19 protein-coding genes and 5 pseudogenes are annotated in these 25,228 nt (G+C 50.0%); 12 read left to right on the top strand and 12 right to left on the bottom strand.

What is annotated here, in order from left to right; translation table 11 throughout:
- Window positions 1-123: 123 nt before the first annotated feature.
- The 3 genes from AAIE03_RS21405 (at window position 124) to AAIE03_RS21415 (ending at window position 3,231) form a co-directional block, all read left to right on the top strand.
- Window positions 124-1,029, top strand: a complete 906-nt coding sequence (locus AAIE03_RS21405; RefSeq protein WP_024472087.1) for a TIM barrel protein — start codon at window positions 124-126, stop codon at window positions 1,027-1,029.
- Between the two features lie 11 nt (window positions 1,030-1,040).
- Entirely contained in the window at window positions 1,041-2,210 is a 1,170-nt protein-coding gene (locus AAIE03_RS21410; RefSeq protein WP_024472086.1) for a Gfo/Idh/MocA family protein, read from the top strand.
- Between the two features lie 130 nt (window positions 2,211-2,340).
- Window positions 2,341-3,231, top strand: a complete 891-nt coding sequence (locus AAIE03_RS21415) for a sugar phosphate isomerase/epimerase family protein (protein WP_014598320.1) — start codon at window positions 2,341-2,343, stop codon at window positions 3,229-3,231.
- A gap of 401 nt (window positions 3,232-3,632) precedes the next feature.
- On the opposite strand, the gene AAIE03_RS21420 is transcribed toward AAIE03_RS21415, so the two are convergent.
- The 3 genes from AAIE03_RS21420 to AAIE03_RS21430 are packed head-to-tail and all read right to left on the bottom strand — an operon-like array spanning window position 3,633 to window position 6,379.
- On the bottom strand, window positions 3,633-4,961 hold the full coding sequence (locus AAIE03_RS21420; protein ID WP_019105814.1) for an NAD(P)/FAD-dependent oxidoreductase: 1,329 nt from the start codon (window positions 4,959-4,961) through the stop codon (window positions 3,633-3,635).
- Between the two features lie 14 nt (window positions 4,962-4,975).
- Entirely contained in the window at window positions 4,976-5,581 is a 606-nt protein-coding gene (locus tag AAIE03_RS21425) for a cupin domain-containing protein (RefSeq protein WP_014604642.1), read from the bottom strand.
- A gap of 45 nt (window positions 5,582-5,626) precedes the next feature.
- Window positions 5,627-6,379, bottom strand: coding sequence for an ABC transporter substrate-binding protein (locus tag AAIE03_RS21430; RefSeq protein WP_014333166.1), 753 nt, complete (start codon window positions 6,377-6,379; stop codon window positions 5,627-5,629).
- Between the two features lie 270 nt (window positions 6,380-6,649).
- Here AAIE03_RS21430 and AAIE03_RS21435 point away from each other — a divergent pair, with 270 nt between their 5' ends.
- Both AAIE03_RS21435 and AAIE03_RS21440 read left to right on the top strand, forming a co-directional pair.
- Window positions 6,650-7,300: an amino acid ABC transporter permease gene (locus AAIE03_RS21435; protein ID WP_105083258.1), complete on the top strand. Its 651-nt coding sequence runs from the start codon at window positions 6,650-6,652 to the stop codon at window positions 7,298-7,300.
- Window position 7,301: 1 nt separating this feature from the next.
- The gene (locus AAIE03_RS21440; RefSeq protein ID WP_194761669.1) at window positions 7,302-8,048 is read left to right on the top strand and encodes an amino acid ABC transporter ATP-binding protein; all 747 of its coding nucleotides are present in this window, start codon (window positions 7,302-7,304) and stop codon (window positions 8,046-8,048) included.
- Between the two features lie 537 nt (window positions 8,049-8,585).
- Here the strand turns inward: AAIE03_RS21440 and AAIE03_RS21445 are convergent.
- Both AAIE03_RS21445 and AAIE03_RS21450 read right to left on the bottom strand, forming a co-directional pair.
- Window positions 8,586-8,915 carry a hypothetical protein gene (locus tag AAIE03_RS21445; RefSeq protein WP_014598315.1) on the bottom strand — a complete coding sequence of 110 codons (330 nt, stop codon included), beginning with the start codon at window positions 8,913-8,915 and terminating at the stop codon, window positions 8,586-8,588.
- A complete protein-coding gene (locus AAIE03_RS21450; protein ID WP_498563190.1) occupies window positions 8,908-10,452 on the bottom strand; it encodes a methyl-accepting chemotaxis protein in 1,545 nt (514 codons plus the stop codon). The genes AAIE03_RS21445 and AAIE03_RS21450 overlap by 8 nt, the downstream gene beginning before the upstream one ends.
- Window positions 10,453-11,068: 616 nt before the next feature.
- Here AAIE03_RS21450 and AAIE03_RS21455 point away from each other — a divergent pair.
- The 3 genes and pseudogenes from AAIE03_RS21455 to AAIE03_RS21465 all read left to right on the top strand — a co-directional run.
- Window positions 11,069-12,004 carry a flagellin N-terminal helical domain-containing protein gene (locus tag AAIE03_RS21455; protein WP_013027894.1) on the top strand — a complete coding sequence of 312 codons (936 nt, stop codon included), beginning with the start codon at window positions 11,069-11,071 and terminating at the stop codon, window positions 12,002-12,004.
- Between the two features lie 281 nt (window positions 12,005-12,285).
- A complete protein-coding gene (locus tag AAIE03_RS21460; protein ID WP_041457888.1) occupies window positions 12,286-13,950 on the top strand; it encodes a methyl-accepting chemotaxis protein in 1,665 nt (554 codons plus the stop codon).
- A 173-nt stretch (window positions 13,951-14,123) separates the two neighbouring features.
- A pseudogene (locus AAIE03_RS21465) lies at window positions 14,124-14,352 on the top strand (TolC family protein); the annotation flags it as partial.
- Window positions 14,353-14,666: 314 nt separating this feature from the next.
- On the opposite strand, the gene AAIE03_RS21470 reads toward AAIE03_RS21465, so the two are convergent.
- Entirely contained in the window at window positions 14,667-15,704 is a 1,038-nt protein-coding gene (locus AAIE03_RS21470) for a tyrosine-type recombinase/integrase (protein ID WP_014333174.1), read from the bottom strand.
- Window positions 15,705-16,463: 759 nt separating this feature from the next.
- Between AAIE03_RS21470 and AAIE03_RS21475 the strand changes: the two genes are divergently transcribed.
- From AAIE03_RS21475 to AAIE03_RS21485, 3 genes and pseudogenes are all read left to right on the top strand, one after another.
- Window positions 16,464-17,501, top strand: a complete 1,038-nt coding sequence (locus AAIE03_RS21475) for a nucleoid-associated protein (RefSeq protein ID WP_498563191.1) — start codon at window positions 16,464-16,466, stop codon at window positions 17,499-17,501.
- 306 nt (window positions 17,502-17,807) lie between these two features.
- Window positions 17,808-18,947 carry a hypothetical protein gene (locus AAIE03_RS21480; RefSeq protein ID WP_498563192.1) on the top strand — a complete coding sequence of 380 codons (1,140 nt, stop codon included), beginning with the start codon at window positions 17,808-17,810 and terminating at the stop codon, window positions 18,945-18,947.
- A 310-nt stretch (window positions 18,948-19,257) separates the two neighbouring features.
- Window positions 19,258-19,781: pseudogene (locus AAIE03_RS21485) on the top strand (transposase); the annotation flags it as partial.
- Between the two features lie 19 nt (window positions 19,782-19,800).
- Here the strand turns inward: AAIE03_RS21485 and AAIE03_RS21490 are convergent.
- The 4 genes and pseudogenes from AAIE03_RS21490 to AAIE03_RS21505 all read right to left on the bottom strand — a co-directional run bounded on the left by AAIE03_RS21490 (window position 19,801) and on the right by AAIE03_RS21505 (window position 23,834).
- Window positions 19,801-20,911, bottom strand: a pseudogene (locus AAIE03_RS21490) (IS3 family transposase).
- A gap of 185 nt (window positions 20,912-21,096) precedes the next feature.
- A complete protein-coding gene (locus AAIE03_RS21495; protein ID WP_024472081.1) occupies window positions 21,097-21,810 on the bottom strand; it encodes a 4'-phosphopantetheinyl transferase family protein in 714 nt (237 codons plus the stop codon).
- 142 nt (window positions 21,811-21,952) lie between these two features.
- Window positions 21,953-23,073 (bottom strand): IS3 family transposase gene (locus tag AAIE03_RS21500; protein ID WP_498563193.1). Its coding sequence is split into 2 segments (ribosomal slippage): window positions 21,953-22,815 and window positions 22,815-23,073, totalling 1,122 coding nucleotides; the frame shifts between segments, so codons are not numbered across the junction.
- A 470-nt stretch (window positions 23,074-23,543) separates the two neighbouring features.
- Window positions 23,544-23,834: a TetR/AcrR family transcriptional regulator gene (locus AAIE03_RS21505; RefSeq protein WP_019105949.1), complete on the bottom strand. Its 291-nt coding sequence runs from the start codon at window positions 23,832-23,834 to the stop codon at window positions 23,544-23,546.
- Between the two features lie 161 nt (window positions 23,835-23,995).
- Here AAIE03_RS21505 and AAIE03_RS21510 point away from each other — a divergent pair, with 161 nt between their 5' ends.
- Window positions 23,996-24,706, top strand: a complete 711-nt coding sequence (locus AAIE03_RS21510; RefSeq protein WP_019105948.1) for a KAP family P-loop NTPase fold protein — start codon at window positions 23,996-23,998, stop codon at window positions 24,704-24,706.
- On the opposite strand, the pseudogene AAIE03_RS21515 reads toward AAIE03_RS21510, so the two are convergent.
- Together AAIE03_RS21515 and AAIE03_RS21520 are read right to left on the bottom strand one after the other, a co-directional pair.
- Window positions 24,693-24,993 (bottom strand): annotated as a pseudogene (locus tag AAIE03_RS21515) (ExeA family protein); the annotation flags it as partial. The gene AAIE03_RS21510 and the pseudogene AAIE03_RS21515 sit on opposite strands and share 14 nt — an antisense overlap.
- Window positions 24,926-25,144: pseudogene (locus AAIE03_RS21520) on the bottom strand (IS481 family transposase); the annotation flags it as partial. The pseudogenes AAIE03_RS21515 and AAIE03_RS21520, both read right to left, overlap by 68 nt.
- Window positions 25,145-25,228 lie beyond the last annotated feature (84 nt).

Genomic DNA, 25,228 nt, shown 5'->3' on the forward strand with positions numbered 1-25,228 from the left:
TAACTCACTTCGAAGGGTTGCCGGTGTTAAAAAACCGGCGCAATACTGCGCGCATTGAGCCAGACGATTGCCGTCGGGGCGCTCAGTGTTCATCAGTGTTGCCGCATCCGGAGAAAAAACATCATGACGATTTCCATCGCGACTGCGCCCTGCAGCTGGGGAGTGGATGACCCGAAGAATCCTTTTCTTCCCCCCTGGCAGAGCGTGCTTAAAGAAGCCGCGCTTGCAGGTTATAAAAGCCTGGAACTGGGGCCGTGGGGATATTTGCCCGTCCAGCCGGATGCGCTAAAAGCTGCGCTTGCCGAATTCCAGCTGTCGATCGTTGCTGGCACCCTTTTCGACGATTTGGTGAGTGAAGAGAACTTTCCGGCCATGATCGCGCTGACCCATAAAATCTGTCACAACCTGAGCTTCCTTTCCGAACAGGGCAAACCTACGCCTTATCTCGTCATCATCGATTTCGGCGATCCTGAACGGGCAGCCACAGCGGGCCAGTCTGAAAAAGCGCCACGACTGAACGACAGCGACTGGCAGACCATGATGAGACATATCACCGTTCTGAGTGAGATCGCCTGGAAAGAGTACGGTGTCAGACCGGTCATTCATCCCCATGCAGGCGGCTGCATTGAGTTTGCCGATGAACTTGAAAGGCTGGTTCGCGATATTCCTCATAGCGTTGCCGGCCTTTGTCTGGATACCGGCCATTTGTATTACGCCGGCATGGATCCTGTTGCTGCGCTGGAACGTTACTGGGACCGGATTGATTACCTTCATTTCAAAGACGTCAACGAGGTTATCTGGCGTCAGGCCATCAAACAAGGGCTGGATTTTTTCACCGCCTGTGCCCAGGGCGTCATGTGCCCACTTGGCAGCGGCGCTATCAACTATCCCGATGTCCACGCATTTCTGCGCCAGCGCCATTATCAAGGCTGGATCACTATTGAACAGGAAAGGGATCCGCGTGATGCAGACACCAGCCTGCGTGACGTCACAGCAAGTCTGCACTATCTGCACTCAGTCGGTTTTTAAGGAGAAAGGTCATGATTAACGGCATTAAACCGCTTAAAAATTCACTGCGGTGGGGCATGGTGGGCGGCGGCGGTACCAGTCAGATTGGCTACATTCACCGTTCATCAGCACTCCGCGATAACACATTTACCTTAGTTGCCGGGGCGTTCGATATTGATGCTGCACGTGGCCGCGCCTTTGGTGAAGCTCTGGGCCTTTCCCCGGACCGGTGCTATGCCGACTATGAAACCCTGTTTGCATCAGAAGCAAAACGCGATGATGGCATTCAGGCTGTCTCGATCGCCACACCCAACAACACGCACTTTGCGGTCTGCTGCGCAGCGCTTGAAGCCGGTCTCCATGTGATATGTGAGAAACCGCTGTGCTTTACGGTGGAAGAAGCTGAACATCTGGCGAAGCTGAGCCGGGAGAAAAAGAAGATCGTCGGCGTGACCTACGGTTACACCGGTCATCAGCTCATCCTTCAGGCCAGGGAGATGATCGCGCAGGGATTACTGGGTGACATCCGCATCGTCAACATGCAGTTTGCACACGGTTTTCATCACGAAGCCGTTGAACAGAATAACGCCAGCACCAGCTGGCGCGTCGACCCGCGCTTTGTCGGACCCAGTTATGTTCTGGGTGATTTGGCGACCCATCCGCTGTGTATCGCTGAAACCATGGCACCTGAACTGAAAATCAGACGGCTGCTTTGCTCACGCCAGAGCTTTGTGAAAAGTCGGGCGCCTCTCGAAGACAACGCATTTGTTCTGATGGAATACGAGAACGGCGCAGTGGGAAATCTGTGGGCCTCTGCCGTCAACTGCGGATCAATGCATGGGCAGAAAGTCCGCATCGTTGGCTCCAGAGCCAGTATTGAGTGGTGGGATGAGCAGCCAAACCAGCTGCGTTTCGAAATTCAGGGTGAGCCGGTGCGCATTCTGGAAAGAGGCATGGACTATCTGCACCCGGCTGCTCGTGAAGATGACCGGATAGGCGGCGGTCATCCGGAAGGACTTTTCGAAGCCTGGTCGAATCTCTACCGACGTTTCGCGCTGGCAATGGATGCAACCGATCGGGGCGACGACGCATTCCTGAAAAACTTCTGGTATCCCGATGTCCATGCCGGCCTGGCTGGCGTCAGATGGGTGGAAAACTGTGTCCGTTCAGCCGACTCCGGCTCGGTGTGGGTGGAATGCTGAAGTCCTGGTCGTGAGAACCGGACTCAGCCTGTCACACAGGGTTGAGAACGCCTGACATTCGATCCGTTTAATGATTTTCGCTGCCTGAACCCGACTCAGGCAGCAAGAAGACAACGCAAAGGTGGCATCAATGAAAATCGCTTTCGATGTAGATGTAATCAAAGATCTGGGCATCACCAAAATGGTCCAACAGGTGTCGGAATGGGGATACAACTACATTGAGCAGTCTCCACATCCGGAAATTAACCCTTTCTATAAGCATCCTCGTGCCAGCCGCGAGATCATGGCTGAGTATAAAAAGGCGCTGCGCGAAACAGGTGTGGAAATTTCATCGTTTATCTGTGTTTATCGCTGGTCTGGTCCCGATGAACTGCGCCGACAGGCGGCCGTTAAAAACTGGAAACGTATGGTGGAGATCGCCGTCGAAATGGGCGTACAGGTCATCAATACCGAACTGGCGGGCGATCCTAATCAACCCGAAATCTGCGATGAAATGTTTTACCGCTCAATGGAAACGCTGCTTCCGCTGTTCGAACGTGAGGGTATCCGTGTTGAAATTCAGGCGCACCCGTGGGACTTCTGTGAAGAGAGCGATGAGACTGTCAATATGGTCAGGTCGTTCAGGAGTGATAACGTTAAATATGTCTACAGCGTTCCTCATACCTTTTTCTATGATAAAGGAAAAGGCGACGTAGAGAAGATGCTCCGTCATGCCGGACACGATCTGTCCCATGTTCTTATTGCCGATACCATGAACCACACGAAGCATTGCCGTTACATCGTTAACCCACCAGGCGTGGATGCCACTATTCATCAGCACGTTGGCATCGGCGAAGGCGAAGTAGATTTTGACACGCTGTTCCGAACGTTGCGGGAAATGAAGTTTGCAGAGCAGACGTTCAAAGTAGGGGGAGAGCCTATTGTGGCCGCATCGCTTTTTGGTTATCCGGAAAAAATGAAGTATCAGGCCGTGGAAACCCGCGAGCGGATAGAGCGAGAATTGCTTACGCCTCATCCATGAGTGATGTGCCCGGTGAGATGTAAAATTGCTGCCGGGCTTTTTAAAATATGCCTTCCCAGTATTTGCATGCCAGCGTCTTCCTGTAGAACAGGCCATAATCAGCACCGTCGGTGCCGCACAAAGGTCGGGTGCCCCTTTGTCGTACTCGCCTGCTTACCGCTGCGTCCATCGATTTTACGCCTTTCTCTCCGGTAATGACGGATGACTTTTTCTCTCACGCCTCACCACAGAAGGCTTAATCAGAATCAGGGAATGAGGGCTGATTTTTACACTGTGCAAATTAAGCTGGCTCAGAAGGGTGCAACCGCCCGGTAGATCACTAACAGATCGTCTCTATGTTGACGAGACAGGCCAATCCAGGCCATGCGCTTTCGCATAGCCTGTCTCTGTGGTCTGCACCGCTACATCATTTGTGGCTGGCGAATAACGTTACCTTTATCAAAGCGTGAGAGCCGGTAGGGGGCAAGGTCGGTATAAACGGGCTTATTCGTCATAATCTGTGCACACAGCAGTCCCGCACCCGGCCCGATGGCAAAACCATGACCACTAAAGCCAGAGGCAATAAACATGCCGGGGATCTGGTTCACTTCATCAATAACCGGCACCAAATCCGGTGTGGTATCAATCCAGCCCGCCCAGGCATAATCGACTTTTGTCCCCTCCAGCGCGGGAAATAAGCGGATTAGCTCTGCCAGACCATCATCAATGATGCGTTTGTTGGGCGTGGGATCGAGAACCCGGATTTTTTCAAAAGGGGAAGGCGTGTCATGAGACCAACTCCCCGAGGCTTCAGGACCTGAAAAGAATGAGCTATTCAGCCGTAATGTCAGTTTTTTTGCTACTTTACTGCGGAACATAGGATAAAACTTTGCGGCATATCGGATGTTCTGCGGCGCCAAATCGATCTGGCCCAGGCCCGGAACGGCAACGGTATAACTGCCATCCAGACGGCGACGAACACAGAGTTGCGGCGTGCTCAGACAACCTTTTACAATTTCCGGGGCGGCGGTTGTTTTAAACACCGTGCCCAGAATATTGGCGGCAGGGAGTTCAATCCCATATTGCCTGCAGAAACGCGAATTCCATGCACCGCCGCAACAGATCACCCGGCTGGCTTTGACTAATCCGCGTTCTGTCCAGACGCCAGAAACACGACCGGCGCTGATATCCAGTGCCCGCACCGCGCAACGCTGAAAAATGCTGGCGCCCAGGTTTTGCGCACCTTTCGCGATGGCCGGTGCGGCCTGTGACGGTTCCGCGCGACCATCCGTCGGTGACCACACGCCGCCTCGCCATGCTGTTTTGTCACCAATGCGTTCCTGGGCCTCACGCGCGGACAACAACTGGCTGGTAAAGCCAATCTGCTTTGCCTGCTGGCCCCATTTTTCCCAACGCGCCAGGTCAGCGTCATTTAGCGTGCCATACAGGATGCCGCTGCGCCTGAAGCCCAGATCCATCCCGATTTCAGTACTGAGTTCATCCCAGCGCTGCAGGCTTCGTATCGCCATCGGCAACTCATGCAAATCACGGTTCTGTTGGCGCACCCAGCCCCAGTTTCTACCTGACTGCTCACCGGCAATCACGCCTTTTTCAAACAGCGCAACAGAAACGCCTTGTTTCGCCAGTTCATATGCCGTTGACGTCCCAACAATGCCACCGCCTATCACAACAACATCGACAGAGGTGGGGAAGACGGAACTGTCATTAACGCTATCGACCTTAATTCGCATGAGTTAACCTTGTTTCAAATATGATGTCGGGGCGGAATATGCATAATCCACAACACACGGGCTTCGGTGTCGCTGTCGTTAAAAATGTTATGCGGCAGATGGCTTTTAAACTGAAAGCTGTCGCCCGCTTCGATGAAGGTCGTTTCACCATTCACCTCAAGCGCAAGCCGACCCTCCATGACCACACCTGCTTTTTCACCTATCCCCGTCAGCATTTCTTCAGAGCGCGTGCGGGGAGGGATGCTGATATACATGAACTGGATATCGTGTTCGCCGGACGGCGATAACATCTCTTTGCTAATGCCCTGCTTGCCAACCTGAAAATGCGGTCGCTCACGCCAGCGACGAACATAGTGTTCAGCACCTGGCCGCATCACCTCATGTTGTTCAAGAAAAGCGGTCAAGGGGACATTCAAGACCACCCGAAGCTGCTCCAGTACCCGTACCGTCGGGTTAGCCAGATTACGTTCAATCTGGCTAATTGCCCCTGCCGACACATTTGCCTGTTGCGCCAGTTCTTTAATAGTCATATTGCGAGACTTGCGTATTAATTTTAACCGTACGCCAATATTGATCTCGACGGCACTCAGATCCTCAGAGTGCATTAACGCTGTTTTCATCACCATGTTCCTTAAGGTTTCGTGCCTCCGTGCATGAAAGCGCGATTAGGGCATTCCCCACTTAGCTTTGATTTTTTGCAAAGTGCCATCCGCTTTCATCGCCGTCAGGGCGGTATTGATATCGGCAAGCAGCTTATCGTTGCCTTTTTTCACACCAAAGGCCATGGGCGCGATATGCTCGGGCTTATAACCATCCACCACATGCATGCCTTTGTACGCACCTGATTTTTCCTGATATTTCATGATCGGGTAATCGTTCATGCCCGCCGCGATACGACCCAGCGACAGATCACGCATCATGTCTGCCGGACTGTCGTACACTTTCACCTCTTTCGGGATACCGCTCTTAATCAGAGCCTGCGTGTAATCGGTGCCTGTCATGGTGCCAACGATGTCACCTTTCAGATCCTGCTGAGAGCGATAGACTTTTTTGTTGTCATCACGCACGACCAACCCGGGTCCGAATGCGGTGACCGGCTGTGAGAACGAGATACGTTTTTCACGCTCGGGTGTTGGTGTCATCCCGGCCACGATCATGTCAATTTTGCCAGCAATCACAGACTGAATAAGCGTAGAGAAGGGCACAGCCGTAAAGTTAACATCCAGGTGCTGACGTTTAGCCACTTCGGCAGCCACATCCGGCATGAAGCCTTCAATCTTACCGGTTTTCGTATCCAGAAATGTCGTTGGCGCACTGGAGGGCGGCGAGCCTGCCGTTAATGTGGCAGCGTGCGCACTGTAAGTGACGCCGAGGGCAACAGACAATAAAGCCATAGTAACGTGCGATCGAATAGACATCACTCACTCCTGATTAACATGCGAACAATTAACTTCACTATAATGAAATTAAATCCCCACCTGTCAATCTTTTCTTTTTAAAAATGCCGCGCCTCACAAATTAACACAAAACCCTTTGATTTCGGGGCAAAGTGAGCCTTCAATCCATTTTGTTACATGAATAAGTTAATGCTATGACGTCATCAGATGAAAAGTTTGACAATATTTACGGGTAGCCATATTCATTAAAATGAATTTTAGCCTCACACTCAACACCGGCGGGAGCGCATAATGGACTGGAGCAGTATTCACGTTTACCTTCCCTTTCTTTTGCAAGGGGCGGAAATGACAATTTATATCACGATCTTGTCCTTGCTCATCAGCACGCCGTTAGGTCTGGTGTTTGCTGCCGCAAAAATGTGTCCTTTTAAAATCATCTCCTGGCCCGTGAGCGTCATCATCAATATCACGCGTGCCTTACCGATGATTGTGGTGCTGTTTTATATCTATTTTGTTTTCCCCGATATCGGCATTACCCTGACATCGTTTCAGGCCAGCGTGGTCGGTATCGCTTTCTGCTTTTCTACCTTCCTCGCAGAGATTTTTCGCTCGGGTATTCAATCGGTCGATCGTGGTCAGCTTGAAGCGGCGCGCTCGATGGGCATGAGCTTCTTTAAAGCGATGCGGCGCGTCATCCTGCCTCAGGCTTTTCATGTCGCGCTGCCGCCGTATAGCAATACGCTGGTGATGATGCTGAAAGATTCTGCGCTGGCATCAACGATTGCGGTTACCGAAATGACCCGGCAGGGACAGCTTCTGGCCGCCTCAACCTTTGATAACACCACCGTATATACGCTGGTGGCGTTACTTTATCTGACCTTGTGCATGCCACTGCTGGCTTTCACTAAGCACCTTGAAAATCGTCAGAAAAAAGGAGCCTGAGATGATTGAAATTCGCGATGTCCATAAGCGGTTTGGTGCAGTTGAAGTGCTGAAAGGGGTAAGTTTCCGCGTCGATGAGGGCGAAGTGGTATGCCTGGTGGGGCCCTCCGGTTCCGGAAAATCGACTGTGCTGCGCTGTATTAACGGGCTTGAAAGCTATGAAAGCGGCACCATTCGCGTGCTCGACCAGCATGTTGACAGTAAAAGTAAAAATATCAATTCGCTTCGTCGCCAGATAGGAATGGTTTTTCAACGATTTAACCTCTTTCCGCACCGTAGCGTGCTGGAAAACGTGATGGAAGGTCCGATTTACGTTAACGGTGAATCGCGCAGTAAAGCCGAAAAGATAGCCAAAGAGTTACTGGAAAGAGTAGGGCTGGCCGACAAAGTCTCCGCCTGGCCGTCGCAGCTTTCCGGTGGTCAGCAGCAGCGCGTGGCCATCGCCCGAACGCTGGCATTGCAGCCGAAAGCCATTCTTTTCGACGAACCGACATCAGCACTGGATCCGGAGTTAGTCGGCGAGGTTCTGCAGGTCATGCGCAACCTGGCACAGCAGGGAATGACCATGATCGTGGTCACGCATGAGATGCAGTTTGCAAGAGAGGTCGCCGATCGCGTCTGTTTCCTGCACAGCGGACAAATTGTGGAGCAGGGCCACGCTGAACAGGTGCTGTTGCGCCCTCAGGAGGCGCGCACGCAAGATTTCCTACGGCGGGTTCTGGGAACATCTGCGTCCGGAACAGGATGAGACGGGAGCAATTCTGTCACTCCTGAGACTTTTTAGCGCCTCAAGAAAGGGCATGACGCGCAAACAGCGGATTGACGACGTTACCGTGCAGATACACCCGCCTTGCTGATGGCCACAATCAGCGCGGTTCCGCCGAATCCCCATCCCCAGAATGTTTTCGCAGACTTAATTTTCCTGTCACAAGCGCCTTTAGCATTGTCAGTTCCCTGTCTGAATCCGGTTATATTCGGTCAACGACAGGCTCAAACAGAAACTTTCCTGACATTCTCTTTGAAGACACGCTACCAGACCGAAAGGATGGCCGCGTGTGCGTGAGGCCCGTCAGGTACGGGGAAAGCGTGTCCGGAGAAGGAGAACCGTGCAGCTTCCGGATGATGCATTTACCCGGCATCAGTCGTCGGACAAAAAAAGGCCCGTCAGCATGAACGCGACGGGCCAGCACGGAGGCGACGAGAATATTTCTGACAACAGACACATCACAGCGGAGTAACGTTGACCGGTGTTCTGTGAAAGACGTATTTCAACTGCAGGGAGAGTTTATCGGGGCTTGCTGCCATTCTCTCTGGCCTGGTGCTCCAGGCATCTTATAAAATTCTCTATTATCTGCACAGAGTAAGTTATGGCCAGCAACTCTGCCGTGAGCCGGACATCCATACGCATCAGCGTCTCTATGACGCCGGGCTTGCTGAGGACCGGCTTCATATTTTTTACCCGGTCCATCAGATGTGTCCAGTTATTGATAAAGGTGTCCGGGTCAGCATAGGTTCCATCCCTCAGTTGCGTGTAAATCGCGTCAACATCCGCTTTCATTAGCCTGACGGCCTTAATCAGTCTTTCCTCGTAAGTGGGCTGGTTTTCATCAGACACGGAACGTTTCCACCATACCTCTCAGCGCATGCGCCTGCTCAGACAGTGACTGCGAAGCCGAGGATGACTCCTCGACCAGCGCCGCGTTGTTCTGCGTCACGCCGTCCATCTGACTAACGGCAACACTCACCTGCGAAATGCCCTGCATCTGCTCTGCGGACGCCAGGGAGATGTTATCCATCGCCTCAGCGAGCTCACCGACCAGGCCGACCACCTTCTGGATACTCTGTCCGGTCGATGAAGCTACGCCGACGCCGCTTTCAATCTGATCGACGGCCTGCTCAATCAGCGTCTTGATGTCCTTTGCGGCCGTCGCGCTGCGCTGTGCCAGCGTACGCACCTCTCCGGCTACCACGGCAAATCCGCGTCCCTCTTCACCTGCGCGGGCCGCTTCCACCGCGGCGTTCAGTGCCAGAATGTTGGTCTGGAACGCGATGCCCTCAATCACTGACGTGATGTCGCGGACTTTTGCGGCACTCTCTGAGATGTCCTGCATGGTCGCTGACATGCGCTGTACTTCCGACCCGCCTGCGTGAGCCAGCTGCGCGGTCCCGCGGGCGGACTCTGCTGTCTGCTGCGCACTGGCCGCGTTGCTCTTCACCGTGGCGGTCAGCTGCTCCATGCTGGCGGCCGTTTCCTGCAGCGCAGCCGCCTGCTGTTCGGTGCGGGATGACAGTTCAGTATTACCCTGCGCGATTTCGTCCGAGGCGAGGGCCACAGAGGCAGAGGTCTCTTTAATCTGCGACACCAGGCCGCGCAGGTTGGCCTGCATGCTGTCAAGCGACGCCAGCAGGCTGGTCGTGTCGTTGCTGCGAAGCACGACCGGCGAGGTGAGGTCGCCGGCCGCAATGGTGGCGGCCAGTGCCTGCGCCTGGGCAGGCTCACCGCCCAGCTGGCGCATTAGTACACGGACAACCAATACACAGGCCCCGACACTGATGAAAATGGATGCACCGGCCAGAAGGATCAGGATGAGAGATGAGCGTGAAGTTGAAGTGCTGTTCTCCTTCACCTCAGCAATGCTTGTCTTCTGCTGTATCCCTGTCACAACCTGCAAATCGCTGAGCATTTTATCCTGCACGGGCTGGACCTCTTTTGTCAGACACTCAAAGAAGTCTTTATCGCGATTGGCCAGGCCAAGCTGACTGGCCTTTGTAAAAATGGCAAAAAAAGAGGCCTCTGTATCGGTCAGTCTCTTGAAAGCGTTCCGTCCTGCCGGAAGAGAATCGATCTTCAGCAAGTCACCAAGAGCCTGGCGGTTAGCGCTATATTGCGCCTGAGTTTTCTGCATGCGCTCTGCTACGGGTTTCATTGCCACAGGATCGCTCAGCAGCCCAAGCGTTCTGACGTCTATGGACATCTCTCTCAGTTCACCGAGCATGTCCTGCGCAATTTGGTACTTTTTCATTTTGATGTTTACGATCCTGTCCATTCCTTCCCGGGCTTTATAGAGCGCATTCAGCGCAGTACCGGTGCAGATGATGAACAGGAAGATAAGCAGGCCGAAACCTGCAGCAAGGCGAGTCGATATTTTCATGTCTTTTCTCGTTATATAGGGCGTTCTGGTGTTGGTTAATCTTTGCCGGACGTCAAGAGCAGTCCGACCGGATTAATCCTAGATAGGTTTTTGCATTTAGTGCTTATTTCGCTCCAATATTATTGAGAATAATCTGAAAAAAATTGTTTCTGCGTACTTCAATTGCCTGCGCAACGGCTTTGCCTGACGTCGGAATCTGTCATTTCAGTCACGTCCTGCCCCACTGATGGGATTGCCTTCAGAAAACCCTTATGATGAGAAATCCGTCACGCAAAAAAAGTTGATTGAGAGACTCAACGTCCTTTTCCAACAAACATCTCTCCCCGATCGAAAAGCCGCGATTATCCGTGCCATTACTCGACTTACCTGAGTCCGTGACCAGACAATCCCGGCTTGACGTGAAATGAATGCCCCTTTTTAGGAGGCGCAGGCCATCTGGGCTGATTGACAGGTGGTCAGTAAAAAGAGGCCTGTTGCATGGTCAACATGACACGTCGTCAGTATGTCAAATTAATTCCAGTGATAAATGATCGACCTGCGTCACAATTAAAGAAAGCAACTATCGTGACGATAACGTTAGGGCGTGATTTGCACGCTTTGACTACAGGGAGTCAACATGGCCGTTATCAACACAAATACGCTGTCACTGGTTACGCAGAATAACCTGACAAAGTCACAGTCTTCACTAGGCACGGCGATTGAGCGCCTGTCTTCCGGTCTGCGCATCAACAGTGCAAAAGATGATGCAGCCGGTGAGGCCATCGCTAACCGTTTCACCTCCAACATCAACGGGATGACCGTTGCCGCCCGCAATGCCAACGACGGTATTTCGCTGTCGCAGACCGCCGAGGGCGCGCTGACTGAAATTAACAATAATCTGCAGCGAGTTCGTGACCTGACCGTTCAGGCGCAGAACAGCTCTAACTCAGCCTCGGATGTCGACTCGATTCAGGCTGAAGTTAACCAGCGCATGCAGGAAATCGACCGCGTTACGAAACAGACTGATTTCAACGGTATCAAAGTGCTGAACACCGGCTCCGGCAGCACCACCTACAACTTCCAGGTGGGCGCAAAAGACGGCGAAACTATTGGTATTGCGCTGAGCTCAAGCGACGGTTTTGACCTGGCTGCAGCGGGCAACGCTTCTACAGGCACCACTCAGAATACCAGTTCTACGACAGGCCAGACGGTCAACGGCAATGCCCGCACCACGTCAGCCATCGGCTTCGACGTGCTGAAAGGGGCTGTCACCGGTGGTTCAGGCGGCACAGCGTCAGGTACCACGCCGCTGGCCGACATTGATAAAGCCATCAAAGCGGTCGATAACCAGCGCAGCCTGCTGGGTGCCTCGCAAAACCGTTTCGAGTCCACCATCAGCAACCTGAACAATACCGTGACAAACCTGACCGCGGCCCGCAGCCGTATTCAGGATGCGGATTACGCGACGGAAGTGTCGAACATGTCCCGCGCGCAGATCCTGCAGCAGGCGGGCTCTTCTGTACTGGCCCAGGCCAACCAGGTGCCACAGACCATGCTGTCACTGCTCCGCTAATAAACGCTGAGGAACTGGATGCTGTCTGATGCAGTTCCTCACGATTTCGTCCCGCTCTGTAACCAGAAGCGGGCAAAACCCTGATTCTCGTCGCGGTGGAAATGTCAGGTTGAACATGGGATGTGGGGCGGAGTAGCACTCTGAACACGCCATCAAGATGCTTAAGCAGGGCTATGGACTGATTTAAGAACACCATCTTGCCAAACGCCCGTATTATCGGCTCCCGGCACGAAGCCGTTTTCTTTACTGTTTCATTTTCGAGTGTTAACCGAGGAAAGATAATGAACAATATTAAAATCGGCGTCCGTCTCGGTGCCGGATTTGGCTTTATCCTGCTTCTTCTCATCGTTATTACCCTGGCCGGTTTAATGCGTATCGACTCACTGGGCGACACCGTGGATAAACTGGCCGGCGATCGTTTTGACAAGGCTACCGCTGCCAGTAATCTTCGCTTTTACGTTACTGATATGAGTCGTATGGTTCGCAGCATCGCGCTTGTCGACGATCCGGCGCAAAAAGAAAGACTGAAACAAAATTATGAGCAGGCCCGCACCCGGCTTGAAACGGCTTTCAACAAAGTCGATCACATACTGCACGCTCCAAGAAGTCGCGAGCTGATTGACGTCATGAAAAAAGCAGGGAAACAGTATCTATCTTATTCTGAGCAGGCGGTAAAACTGGGTATGGAAGGCAAGCGGGATGAGGTGACGCAACTACTCACCGGGCCGGCTTATCAGGCTCAGGACGAATACACAACGGCCATCACGGACCTCGCCAGCTTCCAGGGGGAGCAGATGAAGACCGCGGGAGCTAAAGCCGCGTCAGAGCAGCGCAACGCCGTAACGCTACTCGTTTCACTCAGCCTGGCTGCCATTGTACTGGCAGCAACGCTCGCCTGGTTTATTACCCGCAGTATCGTCAGGCCCGTCAATATCGCACTTGAAGCGGCGGTAAGGGTTGCTGAAGGTGATCTCACTGCAGAGGTGCCGGTGAGTGGACGAGACGAAACCGGGAAACTGCTTGAAGCTATTCGTGGCATGCAGCATTCCCTGGTGCAAACCGTGAGTGCCGTTCGGGCGAATGCGGAAAGCGTTGCCGCAGCAAGCCTTCAGATAGCTCAGGGAAACACCGATCTGTCACAGCGCACTGAAGAACAGGCCAGCGCGCTGGAACAGACCGCTGCCACGATGGGTGAACTGGGTGTCACGGTCAGGAATAACGCAGATAATGCCAGCCAGGCCGCCACGCTGGCCGTTACGGTACGTGAGGTTGCCCGGCAGGGTAATGACATCACTTCAGATATCACCGATACCATGAAGGGCATAGGCGAAAGTTCAGGGCGCATTGCGGATATCACATCAGTGATAGACAGCATCGCTTTCCAGACCAACATTCTGGCGCTCAATGCCGCCGTCGAAGCTGCCCGCGCGGGTGAGCAGGGTCGCGGCTTTGCCGTTGTCGCTGGTGAAGTTCGTTCACTGGCGCAGCGCAGTGCGACTGCTGCGGGTGAGATTCGTCAGCTCATTGAGGCCAACGCTCAGCGCGTCAGTGAAGGCTCAACGCTGGTAGCGCGTTCTGCTGGCACGATGTCTGCCGTTGTTTCTTCGGTGGGCCAACTCACTGACAGGGTAGAGGAAATTACCGCCGCTACTGCTGAACAGGCGCGCGGCATTGAACAGGTCAGCATAGCCGTGACGGAAATTGATGACGTCACGCAGCAGAATGCTTCACTTGTGGAAGAGTCTGCCTCTGCGGCAGCAAGCCTGCGTGAACAGGCCGATCTGCTAATGCAGTCTGTATCCGTTTTTACACTTTCAGATCATTCATCCTCCGCCGTTAAAACAGCACTTGTTGCGCCCGTAACGGTTACCGCATCCCCGACGACGCATGACAATTCCATGCGATCAAAAGAGACAACGCTGGAAGAAAACTGGACAACATTCTGAGCATGCCCCGATGTGAGGGGGTAGCAGGCAACGCTACGTGAATTCTGTATAACCCGCAGGGGTTCTGTGCGCCAGTTTTCACGTAGCGCGCCCGGTGATTAACGGGCTTCAGGTCCAGAGAGGACGCAGGTTAGATAAGTAAGTCTGCGATCCTGAGCTGGAGTGCATCATAACCAGCCAGTTTTGCAGTCTAGTGGGAAGGATTATATGATCCTCTCCTGAGTGAGCTCGTTACAGTCGTGCTGTTGCCATCAAGATAGGTCAGTGGTCAGGCGGCACTTGCGTATCAGTCCGCTGAAACGCCACTTGGGCAGGTTCACATTTCCAGGCCGGGATATTGACCTTTTGAGCGGTCTGCGCCGAAGTCGCAAGGCTGCTCAGGATGACTATCAGGCCTCAGAACGCCACCCTTATTGTCGCGAATACTTTGACGGCGTACAGTGGCTCTCGTACGGCGGTGAGCGGGTTTGACTTTTGAGGGTGAGGGCCGGGAAAGGCTGAAACTGCCATAACATAACCGGCGGCGCAGGGCGACTGGCGCCATGTGGGCAGTTCACCTTGGCAGGCATCAACTGTCGCCTGTGATTTTTTATTACCATACAGTCTTGAAGCTGTTAAAAACAAATATAACGTATAAGCGGTAAAATAGAAGCTCCCAATCATGCTTGATGATCAAGCGACTGTGGGACAGAAAACGATTTGTGAGTATTGGCCTTTCAACTGACCACATGTGCATCCATAAAATCAACCATGGCGCCTGCATGAGCATCAACATGCCGGATATAGCGCATCACAGTTTCTGCCTTTTTCCAGGTGCCTTCCTGCATAATCTGTACAGTACTGTATTTTTTTGTGGCCATGTCGATGGCAGCACCCACTCGGGTACTGTGTCCTGACCATCCCCGGTACCGGTTTTTATTGGGTTTAACATCCGCAGCGGGACCCGCCTCGTGCCAGGCGCGGGCAAAAATATCTTCCATTGCACGTGTGGAAAGCGGCCTGTCGGTACTGATTTTCGCTCGATTGGTGCGGTGAACGGGGGAGAATATAAAGGCATCAGGCTCGTTAATCAGGCCCGACGCGTTCAGCCATTCTCTCAGGCGTTGCGTTGAAAGTGCGCCCAGTCCTTTGATAAGCCCCCCGGTCATCACAATGGTTTTCGTCCAGCCGACATCCAGCACAATTCTTCCGTCTGAAGCATGTGAAACATCACGTACGCGGAGACGTCCCAGTTCGCTCACCCGAAGCAGTGTGGAATAGCCCACGTGTAAAAATGCCAGGTCGCGCTGGTGCTGCAGAGAATCTGACCCCGACCATCTGGTATCAAGCGTGAGAAGATCGGTCAGACGAAAGGGTATTGCCTGGCCTGTGCGCTCGCCACTAACCACAGCAGTCCGGCTAATTTTCTTCATTGCCCGAAAAACTAAGGGTGAAGCATGGGGAGGAGTCAGCCCTGCGTTACGGTGTAACATACTGATAAGAGCGAGGTGTGTACCTATAGTCGAAGATGCCCGTCCGTTTGCCTGCAGCCACATAAGATAATCACGCAGGCATTCGGGTGTCATGGGCAGAAAGGTGCGGCCGTACTCCTTCGCCCAGCCGGCGCAGATCCGCATCACGCTGAGCAGCTGCCGCCAGGTATTGTCAGAAAAGGCCTCTCGGTCCTGAACAAACGCCTGGAGCTGCGCCACCACGTCAGCCTGGCCGGGCAGCTGAGCATCAGATACGGGTAAATGTGGTCTGAAATCGTCCATTTTTATCCTTTCAGGAGACAGCGCTACGTGAATTCTGTAAGAGGAGCAGGGGAGAAACCCTGCAGATTTTACGTAGCGATGCCTGTTAATTTGTTCACACAGGCCTGAAGATTTCATGCGCGGTTGTGATCTTCAGACCGGATCCCATGATACAGGGATTCGCTGCCGGATCCTAACTTCATATAAGGTCAATTATATGAAGTTAGGCGTGCAAGGTTAGTAACCAGAAAGAGGCGGGGCGCCCCGAGCGCGTAAGGTTCAAAAAACACCTATTCACAGAACAGGCGCCCGAACGAAGGCGTTTTGGGTACCGGCGCATCTGGCAGTTATTAAGTCGAGAGGGCCTATAACGAGTCCAGACCTCATTCATCGCTGAAATACCAGACGCCGGCTGAATTTGCAGCAAGCTGGAGAAATGGAAAATTAGAAGGTAAACAAACTGACATTACTAACTGAGCTTTGTATCTAATCTTGGGGGCAGGTCACAGGCATAATCATTTGAAAGCATTCTCATTACCTCGAGCTACCGTGATAATTTGACATAAGGAATGGTTTTAAATGTGAAGCTCTAAGAGGTATAAGCCTAATTGAACTTTTTTAATTTTAAACCTTTACAATTGAGATGTGTATTTTCATAACCATCTGAATAATATGTTTTTTTGTTTTAATTTTATCTATTGCTGCATGATTTTTTTTGAATTATCATTAGGCTTGATAACGTATTGGGACTGATTTTTATTACTTTACACAGGCAAATAAATGAGCTTACTAACTGAAGAAGAAATTCAGCAACTCACTATTAATAAGATGATATTTCATGTTGTAGGTAAAGGATTAACTGCCCCTATAACTTTGAAAGAAATAACCCCATTGATTTATAATGAATTTTTTCTGGCGAGGATAAAAAGCAGTCTCAAAGGGAATCTTTTCAAATTTAAGGCTAATTCTAACGTTGAAAGAATTCTCAGGATTATGAGTGAAATAAATAAGCACCCGAAAACGAATTTCACTGAAGAATCCAAGCAATTAGCGGTAGACTTTCACACTAAACATAAAGGAAATGCTAGTAAAGGTGCTTTCTTTGTTTTTGAACTTAATTCAGATGTTAAACGTTTTTATGCATTACTTAAGTACGAGAATGATGAAGTAGTAAGATATTATCTTGATGCAAACAAGAAAAATTACAAACCAAAATTAGAGTTTTTTACCGAGTCATTTACACGTAAAGCTGACTCTATTCAGAAGGTTGCATTGGTAAAACTCGACCCAGTACAGGGTGGAGATATCACTGTTCTTGACCGAAGTAATCGGGCGCATATATCAGAATATTTCGAGGGTTTTTTAGAGGTTAAGCGTTCAAATTCTATAGTTGACCTTAATGTAAAATTGCTTGATGCTTTAAAAGATGTATTCAAAGAAAATCGCTCATTTCTCCCGGAGCATGTTGCCACAGATGGTGTGAAAAGAATATATAAACACTTAGGGACTAAAGAGTTTTCATTTGATACAGTTGATCCTGATACAACTCTAACGGCAATATTTGGTCCACTCGATGACATACCAAAAATCAAGGAGGCTTTTAATAAAAAAGTGAAGGAGTCAGGGTTTCTCGGTGAGTCATTTCAGGTTAAACCAGAATACATAGAAAAACCAGCAACCTATAAATGGGTTACAAAAGAGGGTGTTACAATAATCTTTGACGATAACTCTAAAGTTCAGCGCAAACCATTGCCTAATGGTAAATATGAAATAAAAATCATAACTACAGGATTAAAACAGGATGATTTCAATTCTTAAACTTATTGATAAGGCGATTAGCTCTACAAGACTTTCTGACCCGCTGTCAACAGTGACTGAAACATATGATGAAGTCAATCAGTCTGCAATCGTTATTGGAACAATGACGAAAATATGTCTCAATAAATGGCAGAATATATATGATCACAAAAAAAAGATTGGCTAAATTTTAGTTTTAAGGACTCATTTGATGATTATGTTGAGCCTAAGAAGGCTTGCCCAGGTACTGAATGCACGGTATACCTAAGTTTTAAACAACATAAAAACTCTTATTACTTCCTTTCGATTGAAGGTTGGTCTGATTTCTTGGCTGATTCTACTTCGCCATATAATTGTAGCAATGTTTTCTTACTGGGTTTAACCTCTGGCTTCAGTACCAATTCTTTTGCTGTACATCCATGGTTGTCTGAACCAGTGGAAGGTGAAGATGGTGAAAAAAATGTCAAGTTGAAAGTTCGCCATTTCGTGAAGGTGTCTACATTTGGCATTGAATTTCCGACTAATATATCACCATGGATGATAATGGACAATGTTGATATTAAAAACCCTTATTTTGATGAGTGGAAAATATCAGCTGTAAGGAACCTTCTTTTAACAATTGTTAATGAAGTGGATAAGATTGATGAAGAATTATATGTAAAAATAAGTGGTAAACCACCAAAGAACTTGTTATTTACTCCAAGTAATGCTCCAATCCATATCTATCCCGTCCTCAATGAAATAGTAAGGTGGATCTATTTAGCAGGTGATGAAATCGAGATAAAACACACACTTTTTACATGTGAGCTTGCTCGTGAATGGCCTGAGACTGTTGCATACGAAACTGGGATCGTTAAGAAAATGAATTCTGCTTTTGAATCAGCACGCCTCCTTTACAGGGCTCATTTACTTTCGGCTAGTAAAGAAACGTTGAAAACGCTAGGTGACCTGAGAAAGAATTTGGTAGAAGAAGTTCAGAAGATTGTACAACAGACAAAAGATATTGCTAGCACTTTATGGAAAGATCTCGCACTTGTTCTTGCAACTATAGTTTTTAAATATGCCATGGATAATTCCAGAATGGCTGGAAATAGTCATGTTTATGGTTATGTTTTTATAGCACTTTCAATTTATATTTTATTATCAACCTTCATAACATTGAGAATCAATACCAAGCATATTGCCATAATGAATGAGAGTCGGGAGGTGTGGAAGAGTAAGCTATATTCATTTCTCGATGAGGACGAATATAACAAAATTGCAGGATCTGCATTGAATAAGTCATTTTTTGAATATAAAATTATAGCAAGTACTATAAAATCTATTGCATTTTCAATGTTTTTCTTCCTTATCATGATGGGAATTGATATCATATTTGGATGGGGATGGCTTTGCGACTTTATTGAAAATACCAAGTCATGCATTTCTAATTACTTATATTTTTTAAAACTAGCAATTGGAGGTTGAATTAACATTTTCGTTTTTTGAAATATAATACATGATATGAAAGCTGAGGTCGCATATACAACGATTTGAGACAGTTATCACCAGATTGTATATCTATTAACGCGGCTGACAACGCTATTTAAATTTTGCGAAAGCCGCAGGTGAGGAGCCAGTGATGCCATCTGAGTACGTAAAGGAATACCTTATTTAACTATTCTGGGTTTGAGGGAAGTACATAATTAAAATTATAATCAAAAAGTTCAAAATTTGAATCGCCACGGGTTTAACAGACACCTCAGAGTCATTTAAGATGACTTAAAGAGAGGTGCCCATGAGCGGTAAGCGTTATCCAGAAGAGTTTAAAATTGAAGCAGTCAAACAGGTTGTTGATCGTGGTCATTGTGTTTCCAGCGTTGCAACACGTCTCGATATCACCACCCACAGCCTTTACGCCTGGATAATGAAGTACGGTCCGGATTCTTCCACTAATAATGCACAGTCGGATGCTCAGGCCGGGATCCGCCGTCTTCAGAAAGAGCTGAAGCGGGTCACCGACGAACGGGACATATTAAAAAAAGCCGCGGCGTACTTCGCAAAGCTGTCCGACTGAGGTACGCCTTTATCCGCGACAACAGCCGTTGTTGGCCTGTTCACCTGCTCTGTCGGGTTCTGGATGTACATCCGGGTGAATTTTATTTCTGGCTTCAGCAGCCACATTCACAGCGCCACCATGCAGACCAGATGGTGACCGGGCAGATCAAACAGTTCTGGCTTGAGTCTGGCTGCGTCTATGGTTATCGCAAAATCCATCTCGATCTTCGTGATACCGGGCAGCAGTGCGGAGTGAACCGGGTCTTGTGTAAGCACACCCGTTTTAGTTCCACGCACTTTTTGAGGTTTCCGGTTTTTCGGCCATCAACCGGTACTCCTCCGGCGTCAGGTTATTCAGGGATTCATGAGGCCGCTCGCTGTTGTATTCCATCAGCCAGCGACTTCTGATTTCCCGGGCTTCATTCAGCGTTCTGAACAGGTAAAAATCCAGGATTTCTGTTCGGTACGTCCGGTTAAACCGTTCGATAAAGGCGTTCTGCGTTGGTTTTCCCGGCTTGATAAATTCCAGCATCACTCTGTGCTCTTCAGCCCACTGTGCCAGCGTCAGTGAGACCAGTTCTGGTCCGTTGTCCATCCTCAGTTTCAGTGGATAACCCCGGTTTGCCACGATTCTGTCCAGCACCCTGACCACCCGCTGTGCCGGGATATTCAGATCAATTTCTATGGCGAGGGCCTCGCGGTTAAAGTCATCAACCACATTAAAGGTCCGGAAGCGTCTGCCGCAGACCAGCGCATCATGCATAAAATCGATGGACCAGCTCTGGTTAAGCGCTTCCGGCGTAGCCAGTCGCGCCGGGTTACGTGCGGGTAAACGCTGTTTTCCCTTGCGACGAAAATTCAGTTTCAGCAGGCAGTAAATCCGGTGAACGCGTTTATGGTTCCAGGTGTTACCCTGCCTGCGCAGCAGCTGGAACAGCTTTTTGAAGCCGTATCGCGGGTAGCGCTCTGCCAGCTCAGTCAGCACCTGGATCACCGGTTCATCACGCCGGGTATCGGGCTGGTAAAAACAGACCGTCCTGCTCAGCGATAACGTCCTGCAGGCCTGGCGAATGCTCATGGTAAATTGCGCAGTCAGGTAACCGACGAGCTCACGCTTTATCGCTGGTTTTAAAGCTTTTTTTCGATGACTTCTTTAAGTGCCCGGCATTCAAGGCTGAGATCAGCAAACATCTGTTTGAGGCGACGGTTTTCATCCTCCAGGTCTTTCATCTTTTTTATATCAGAGGCTTCCATACCGCCAAACTTCGCTTTCCAGTTGTAATAGCTGGCTTCAGAGATACCGGCTTCACGGCAGACATCCTAACGGTATGTCCGGCTTCGACGGACTTCAGAACGGCAATGATCTGGTGTTCGGTGAATCGGGCTTTACGCATGGTGATCTCCTCACAGGACATAATCAGTATGTCGGAAGATCTCTAAAAGTGAATGGTCCGGTTTGTCGGGGTACTTACAAGAACAGTAGCAACAGGATATAGAGAGCACAAAAAACAATCATAAATTAAATCATCAAATCTAGAACATCCCCCTAAGAGCTTTACTAGGTCAGCAAAGAAAACCTTCAGGCTACCACTGTAATAACTCTGCCATCTGAAATACTATAATAGCCCTCTATACGAGAACCTGTAATGCGATTACGCGAAAGGTTTTGGGTCAATTCTAATGTTATCTTCTTATTTGAAGTATCGATTCTGCAAACTTTAGCTGCATCAAAATTGAAGAAGCGCCCAACTTCAGGGTAGAGCGCTTTAAAAAGACTCTCTTTCACGGAAAAGATGAGTAATAACGCAGTAGTATAGTCAATGCCGCTGTCTGAAAGAACATACTTTTCATCCGCCGACACAAACATGTCTGCTGTATCCCTCATTGTTTCCGGAGCAAAAAACTCTATGTCAACACCAGGTGTCATACCCGATTTCTTTGGAGCAATTACTGCTATGGAGCATTCATCAGAGTGCGACAAACTTCCGCACCACTCAGATGGCCAAACCGGAGAGCGGTTTGATGACGTCCCTGGTGTTTCGTTACAACCAAATAGCCTGAGAGCTTTTTGTGCAGCATAACGTGCTGCAAGATATTCAGCTTTTCGTTTCACAACGGCCAGAATCAGTTGATTCGGAAAAGGAATTGAAAATTCAGTAAAAAGTTCGTCATCATATTGCTCAACTGAAAATTTAACCTGACAATAAAACATAGACGGAAATGGTTCAACCCAACCCATGTTAATATTTTGGATGAAAGGAGGGGCGGAGTCACTTTTCGTTTCAGTAAACATAAAATCTATCAATTATTTGTAATATTTTAAACAGAAGTACAATTATACCTTACCCACTGTACATTTCATAGACTGACCTCAGGGGGATATTTTTTTAGAATGACACATGATGTTGACCTGCCCCCAGAATTAAATACAAGGCTCAATTAGTAATGTCGGATCCTTCACTCTCAGAATTACCCTTTCTACAGCTCGCTGCAAATTCAGACGGCGTCTGATAATTCAGCGTGGAGTGCGGGCGACATTCGTTATAATCCTGACGCCATTCGCTGATGGTTTTCCTGGCATGACTGACGTCGCTGAACCAGTGTTCATTCAGGCATTCATCGCGAAAGCGCCCGTTAAAACTCTCAATAAATCCGTTCTGTGTCGGCTTGCCGGGCTGGATAAGTCGCAGCTCAACTCCATGCTTAAAGGCCCACTGATCGAGTGCGCGGCAGGTAAACTCCGAGCCCTGAACGGTTATTATCGTAGCCGGACAGCCGCGAAACAGCGCAATGCTGTCCAGAATACGCGTGACCTGCGCGCCTGAAATCCCGAAGGCAACAGTGACCGTCAGACATTCCTTTGTTAAGTTATCGACGCAGGTAAGGCACTTGATCCTGCGACCGGTAGCCAGCGCATTCATGACGAAATCCATCGACCAGGTCATGTTGGGCGCCGCCGGGCGGAGCAGCGGAAGCCGCTCAGTCGCCAGACCCTTGCGACGACGCCTGCGTTTAGCGCCCAGCCCGTTCAGATGATAAAGGCGGTACACGCGCTTGTGATTAACCATAAGCCCTTCACGGCGCAGTAACTGCCATATGCGGCGGTAGCCAAAACGCCTGCGCTCCGGTGCCAGTTCAGTAATGCGCCCTGATAAATGTGCATCAGCAGCCGGACGCTGAGCATCATAACGGCAGGTCGACAGGGACAAACCTGTAAGCCTGCAGGCACGACGTTGCGACAGACCGGTGGCATCACACATCAACAACACGGCTTCCCGCTTCTGGCCTATCGTCAGTACTTTCGCCCCAGAGCCACCTGAAGCGCCTCCTTATCCAGCATGGCTTCGGCAAGCAGCTTCTTGAGCCTGGTTTTCTCTTCCTCAAATGACTTCAGGCGCTTAACCTCAGGCACCTCCATACCGCCATACTTCTTACGCCAGGGATAAAACATGACGTCGGGAATGGCGTGCTTACGGCAGAGTTCCCGGGCAGAAACTCCGGCTTCAGCCTCGCGGAGAATACTGATGATCTGTTCATCGGAAAAAAGCTTCTTCATGGGGATGTCCTCATGTGGCTTATGAAGACATTACTAGCATCGCGGTGTATTACAATCAACGGGGAGCAGGTCACGTGCTTGATAAACTTCTTACGAATGGGTAACAGGTCAAGTTTAAACCTCTGTTTTTAATGTGTTTAAAGTTGATGCTTTTCCCACTTGCATTACAGGCTTGTTTCTACTGAAAGACCTGCGAATGTTGATGTGATTCCCATCTGTGCCCGGCTACAGATTTCAATGACAGTTTTTTGAAAAGCCTGATATCTGCCGATGGCGTGTTATTGATGCCTTTCCCACACCAGTTTCGTCCATGACTTGATGCTTTTCCCATATTTTGGTTCATTGAACCATTATCACCCAACCTTGTGCAGGTGACGGGGAGGATCTGAGGATGTTGACCCTTTTCCCACAAGTAAACAGTTAGCAAGTTGATGCCTTTCCCATACCTCTCCCCGTATGATGAAGTTGACTCATTTCCCATAAGCAAACTGCTCAGTGAAGTTGACACGTTTCCCAATTTCATCGAGATGCCTTTTGCGAACAGCCTCGGCGATCGCCAGCTTATTCGGGAAATACTGATACAGCGAACCGATGCTGACGCCGGCGGTGTGCGCCACCTCGTTGGTCGTGAAGTTTGCCCAGCCTCTCTGCGCCAGAACGCGAGCACCTGCCTCGACAATACTCTCCACCGTACTCTGGGAACGCTGCTGTTTGGGGCGTTTGCGCATCGCGCGGTGTTCTGTGGGAATGCGAGTAGCCATTAACAACCTCCATTATTAATATGAGGATGCGCTCATATTCTGGATTTTTGTAAAACCGGAAGAGTATCTGCAGCTGGAAGCGGGGTTTCTGGCGACGGTGGCGGCGCCGGACGTGGCATCCGTGCTGGATGAACTGCACCCACTGAACGGGGACTTATGACATGACGGTAAGAGACAGCGGTTTCAGCGCAGGCACCGAGGCGCCCGTCAGCCGGGCTGAAGAAGACCGCTATGGTTTTGAAGGCGTAGCAGCAGGTCTTGTCCGCAGCATACTGGCCTTGGACAATGACGTCAGTACGGTGATCGGGATTGAAGGAAAATGGGGCGCGGGGAAAACCAGCCTGCTCCGCCTACTGATGAACAAACTGGAAGATCTTAAACCCGACGGCACATACGTTCTCCACTTAGCGCCGTGGCTGCGAGCTAATAGCATGAGCCCGGTTGACTCACTGCTCTTGCCTGTAGCCGCAATTCTCCGGGAGGAAGAGGAAAGGCGCCAGCCGCCCCCACGTAATCTCTGGCAGAAATTCCAACGGCGCATCCGGAGGGGCAGGAACACCGGCGCGGCGCTGGACATGCAAAACTATCTCCGGCAGACCTCCGGGCGACTTGCGCCTCTGGCAGAGTTTGCCGGCAACTTCGTTCCAGTCCTCGGGATGGCCGCAAAGGGTATGGAGACGCTTGCGAAGCTTGATCTATCGGGCCGACAGCAGACTGCAAGTGACCTGCACGCCAGCCTTGATAAAAAAATCAGGCTACTTGACTTGAATTTTATCGTCATCATCGATGATCTCGACCGGCTGGAGCCGTCTCAGGCCGTGGAAGTGCTGCGTCTGGTACGGTCGGTGGCCAACTTTTCCCGTCCAGCGTAAAAATATCGGTGCGATAACCAATTTCCTCCATCGCCGGGCGATGCAGATCATTACGCAGTTTTGGGTGACCGGCCAGAACGACGGATAGCCGACCACCGCCGTCTTCAACCATTTCCATGTATCGCACCCTTAATGTCTTTCATTAGCTGCTTATGGTGGGCAGTTTCATAATACCCGGCCTGTTCAATAGACTGCGTCAGTCCATAATGCTCCATCACTTCAACCCGCATGGTCTTCTCCTGATTGTCTGCTACGAAAATAGTCTCTAATGCGGACGAGTACTTCACTACGGTTAAGCGTCTCAGTCAGAATACTGTCGATAAACGCCCGGTCTTCATCCGACATTCTGGCCAGCGGTATGGCCAGATCGTCGGCAATTGCCAGTTTTGCCGCAATAACGGTGGGAAAGTGGTATTCAAATTTTCGGGTATCAAAAGGATGACACAGATCACAATTAAGCAAATACATTAGAATTTCTTTATATTTAATTTTTAATTTGTGATAATACTACAAATATTCTTA

It is taken from the genome of Pantoea sp. Ae19-2, from assembly GCF_059801205.1.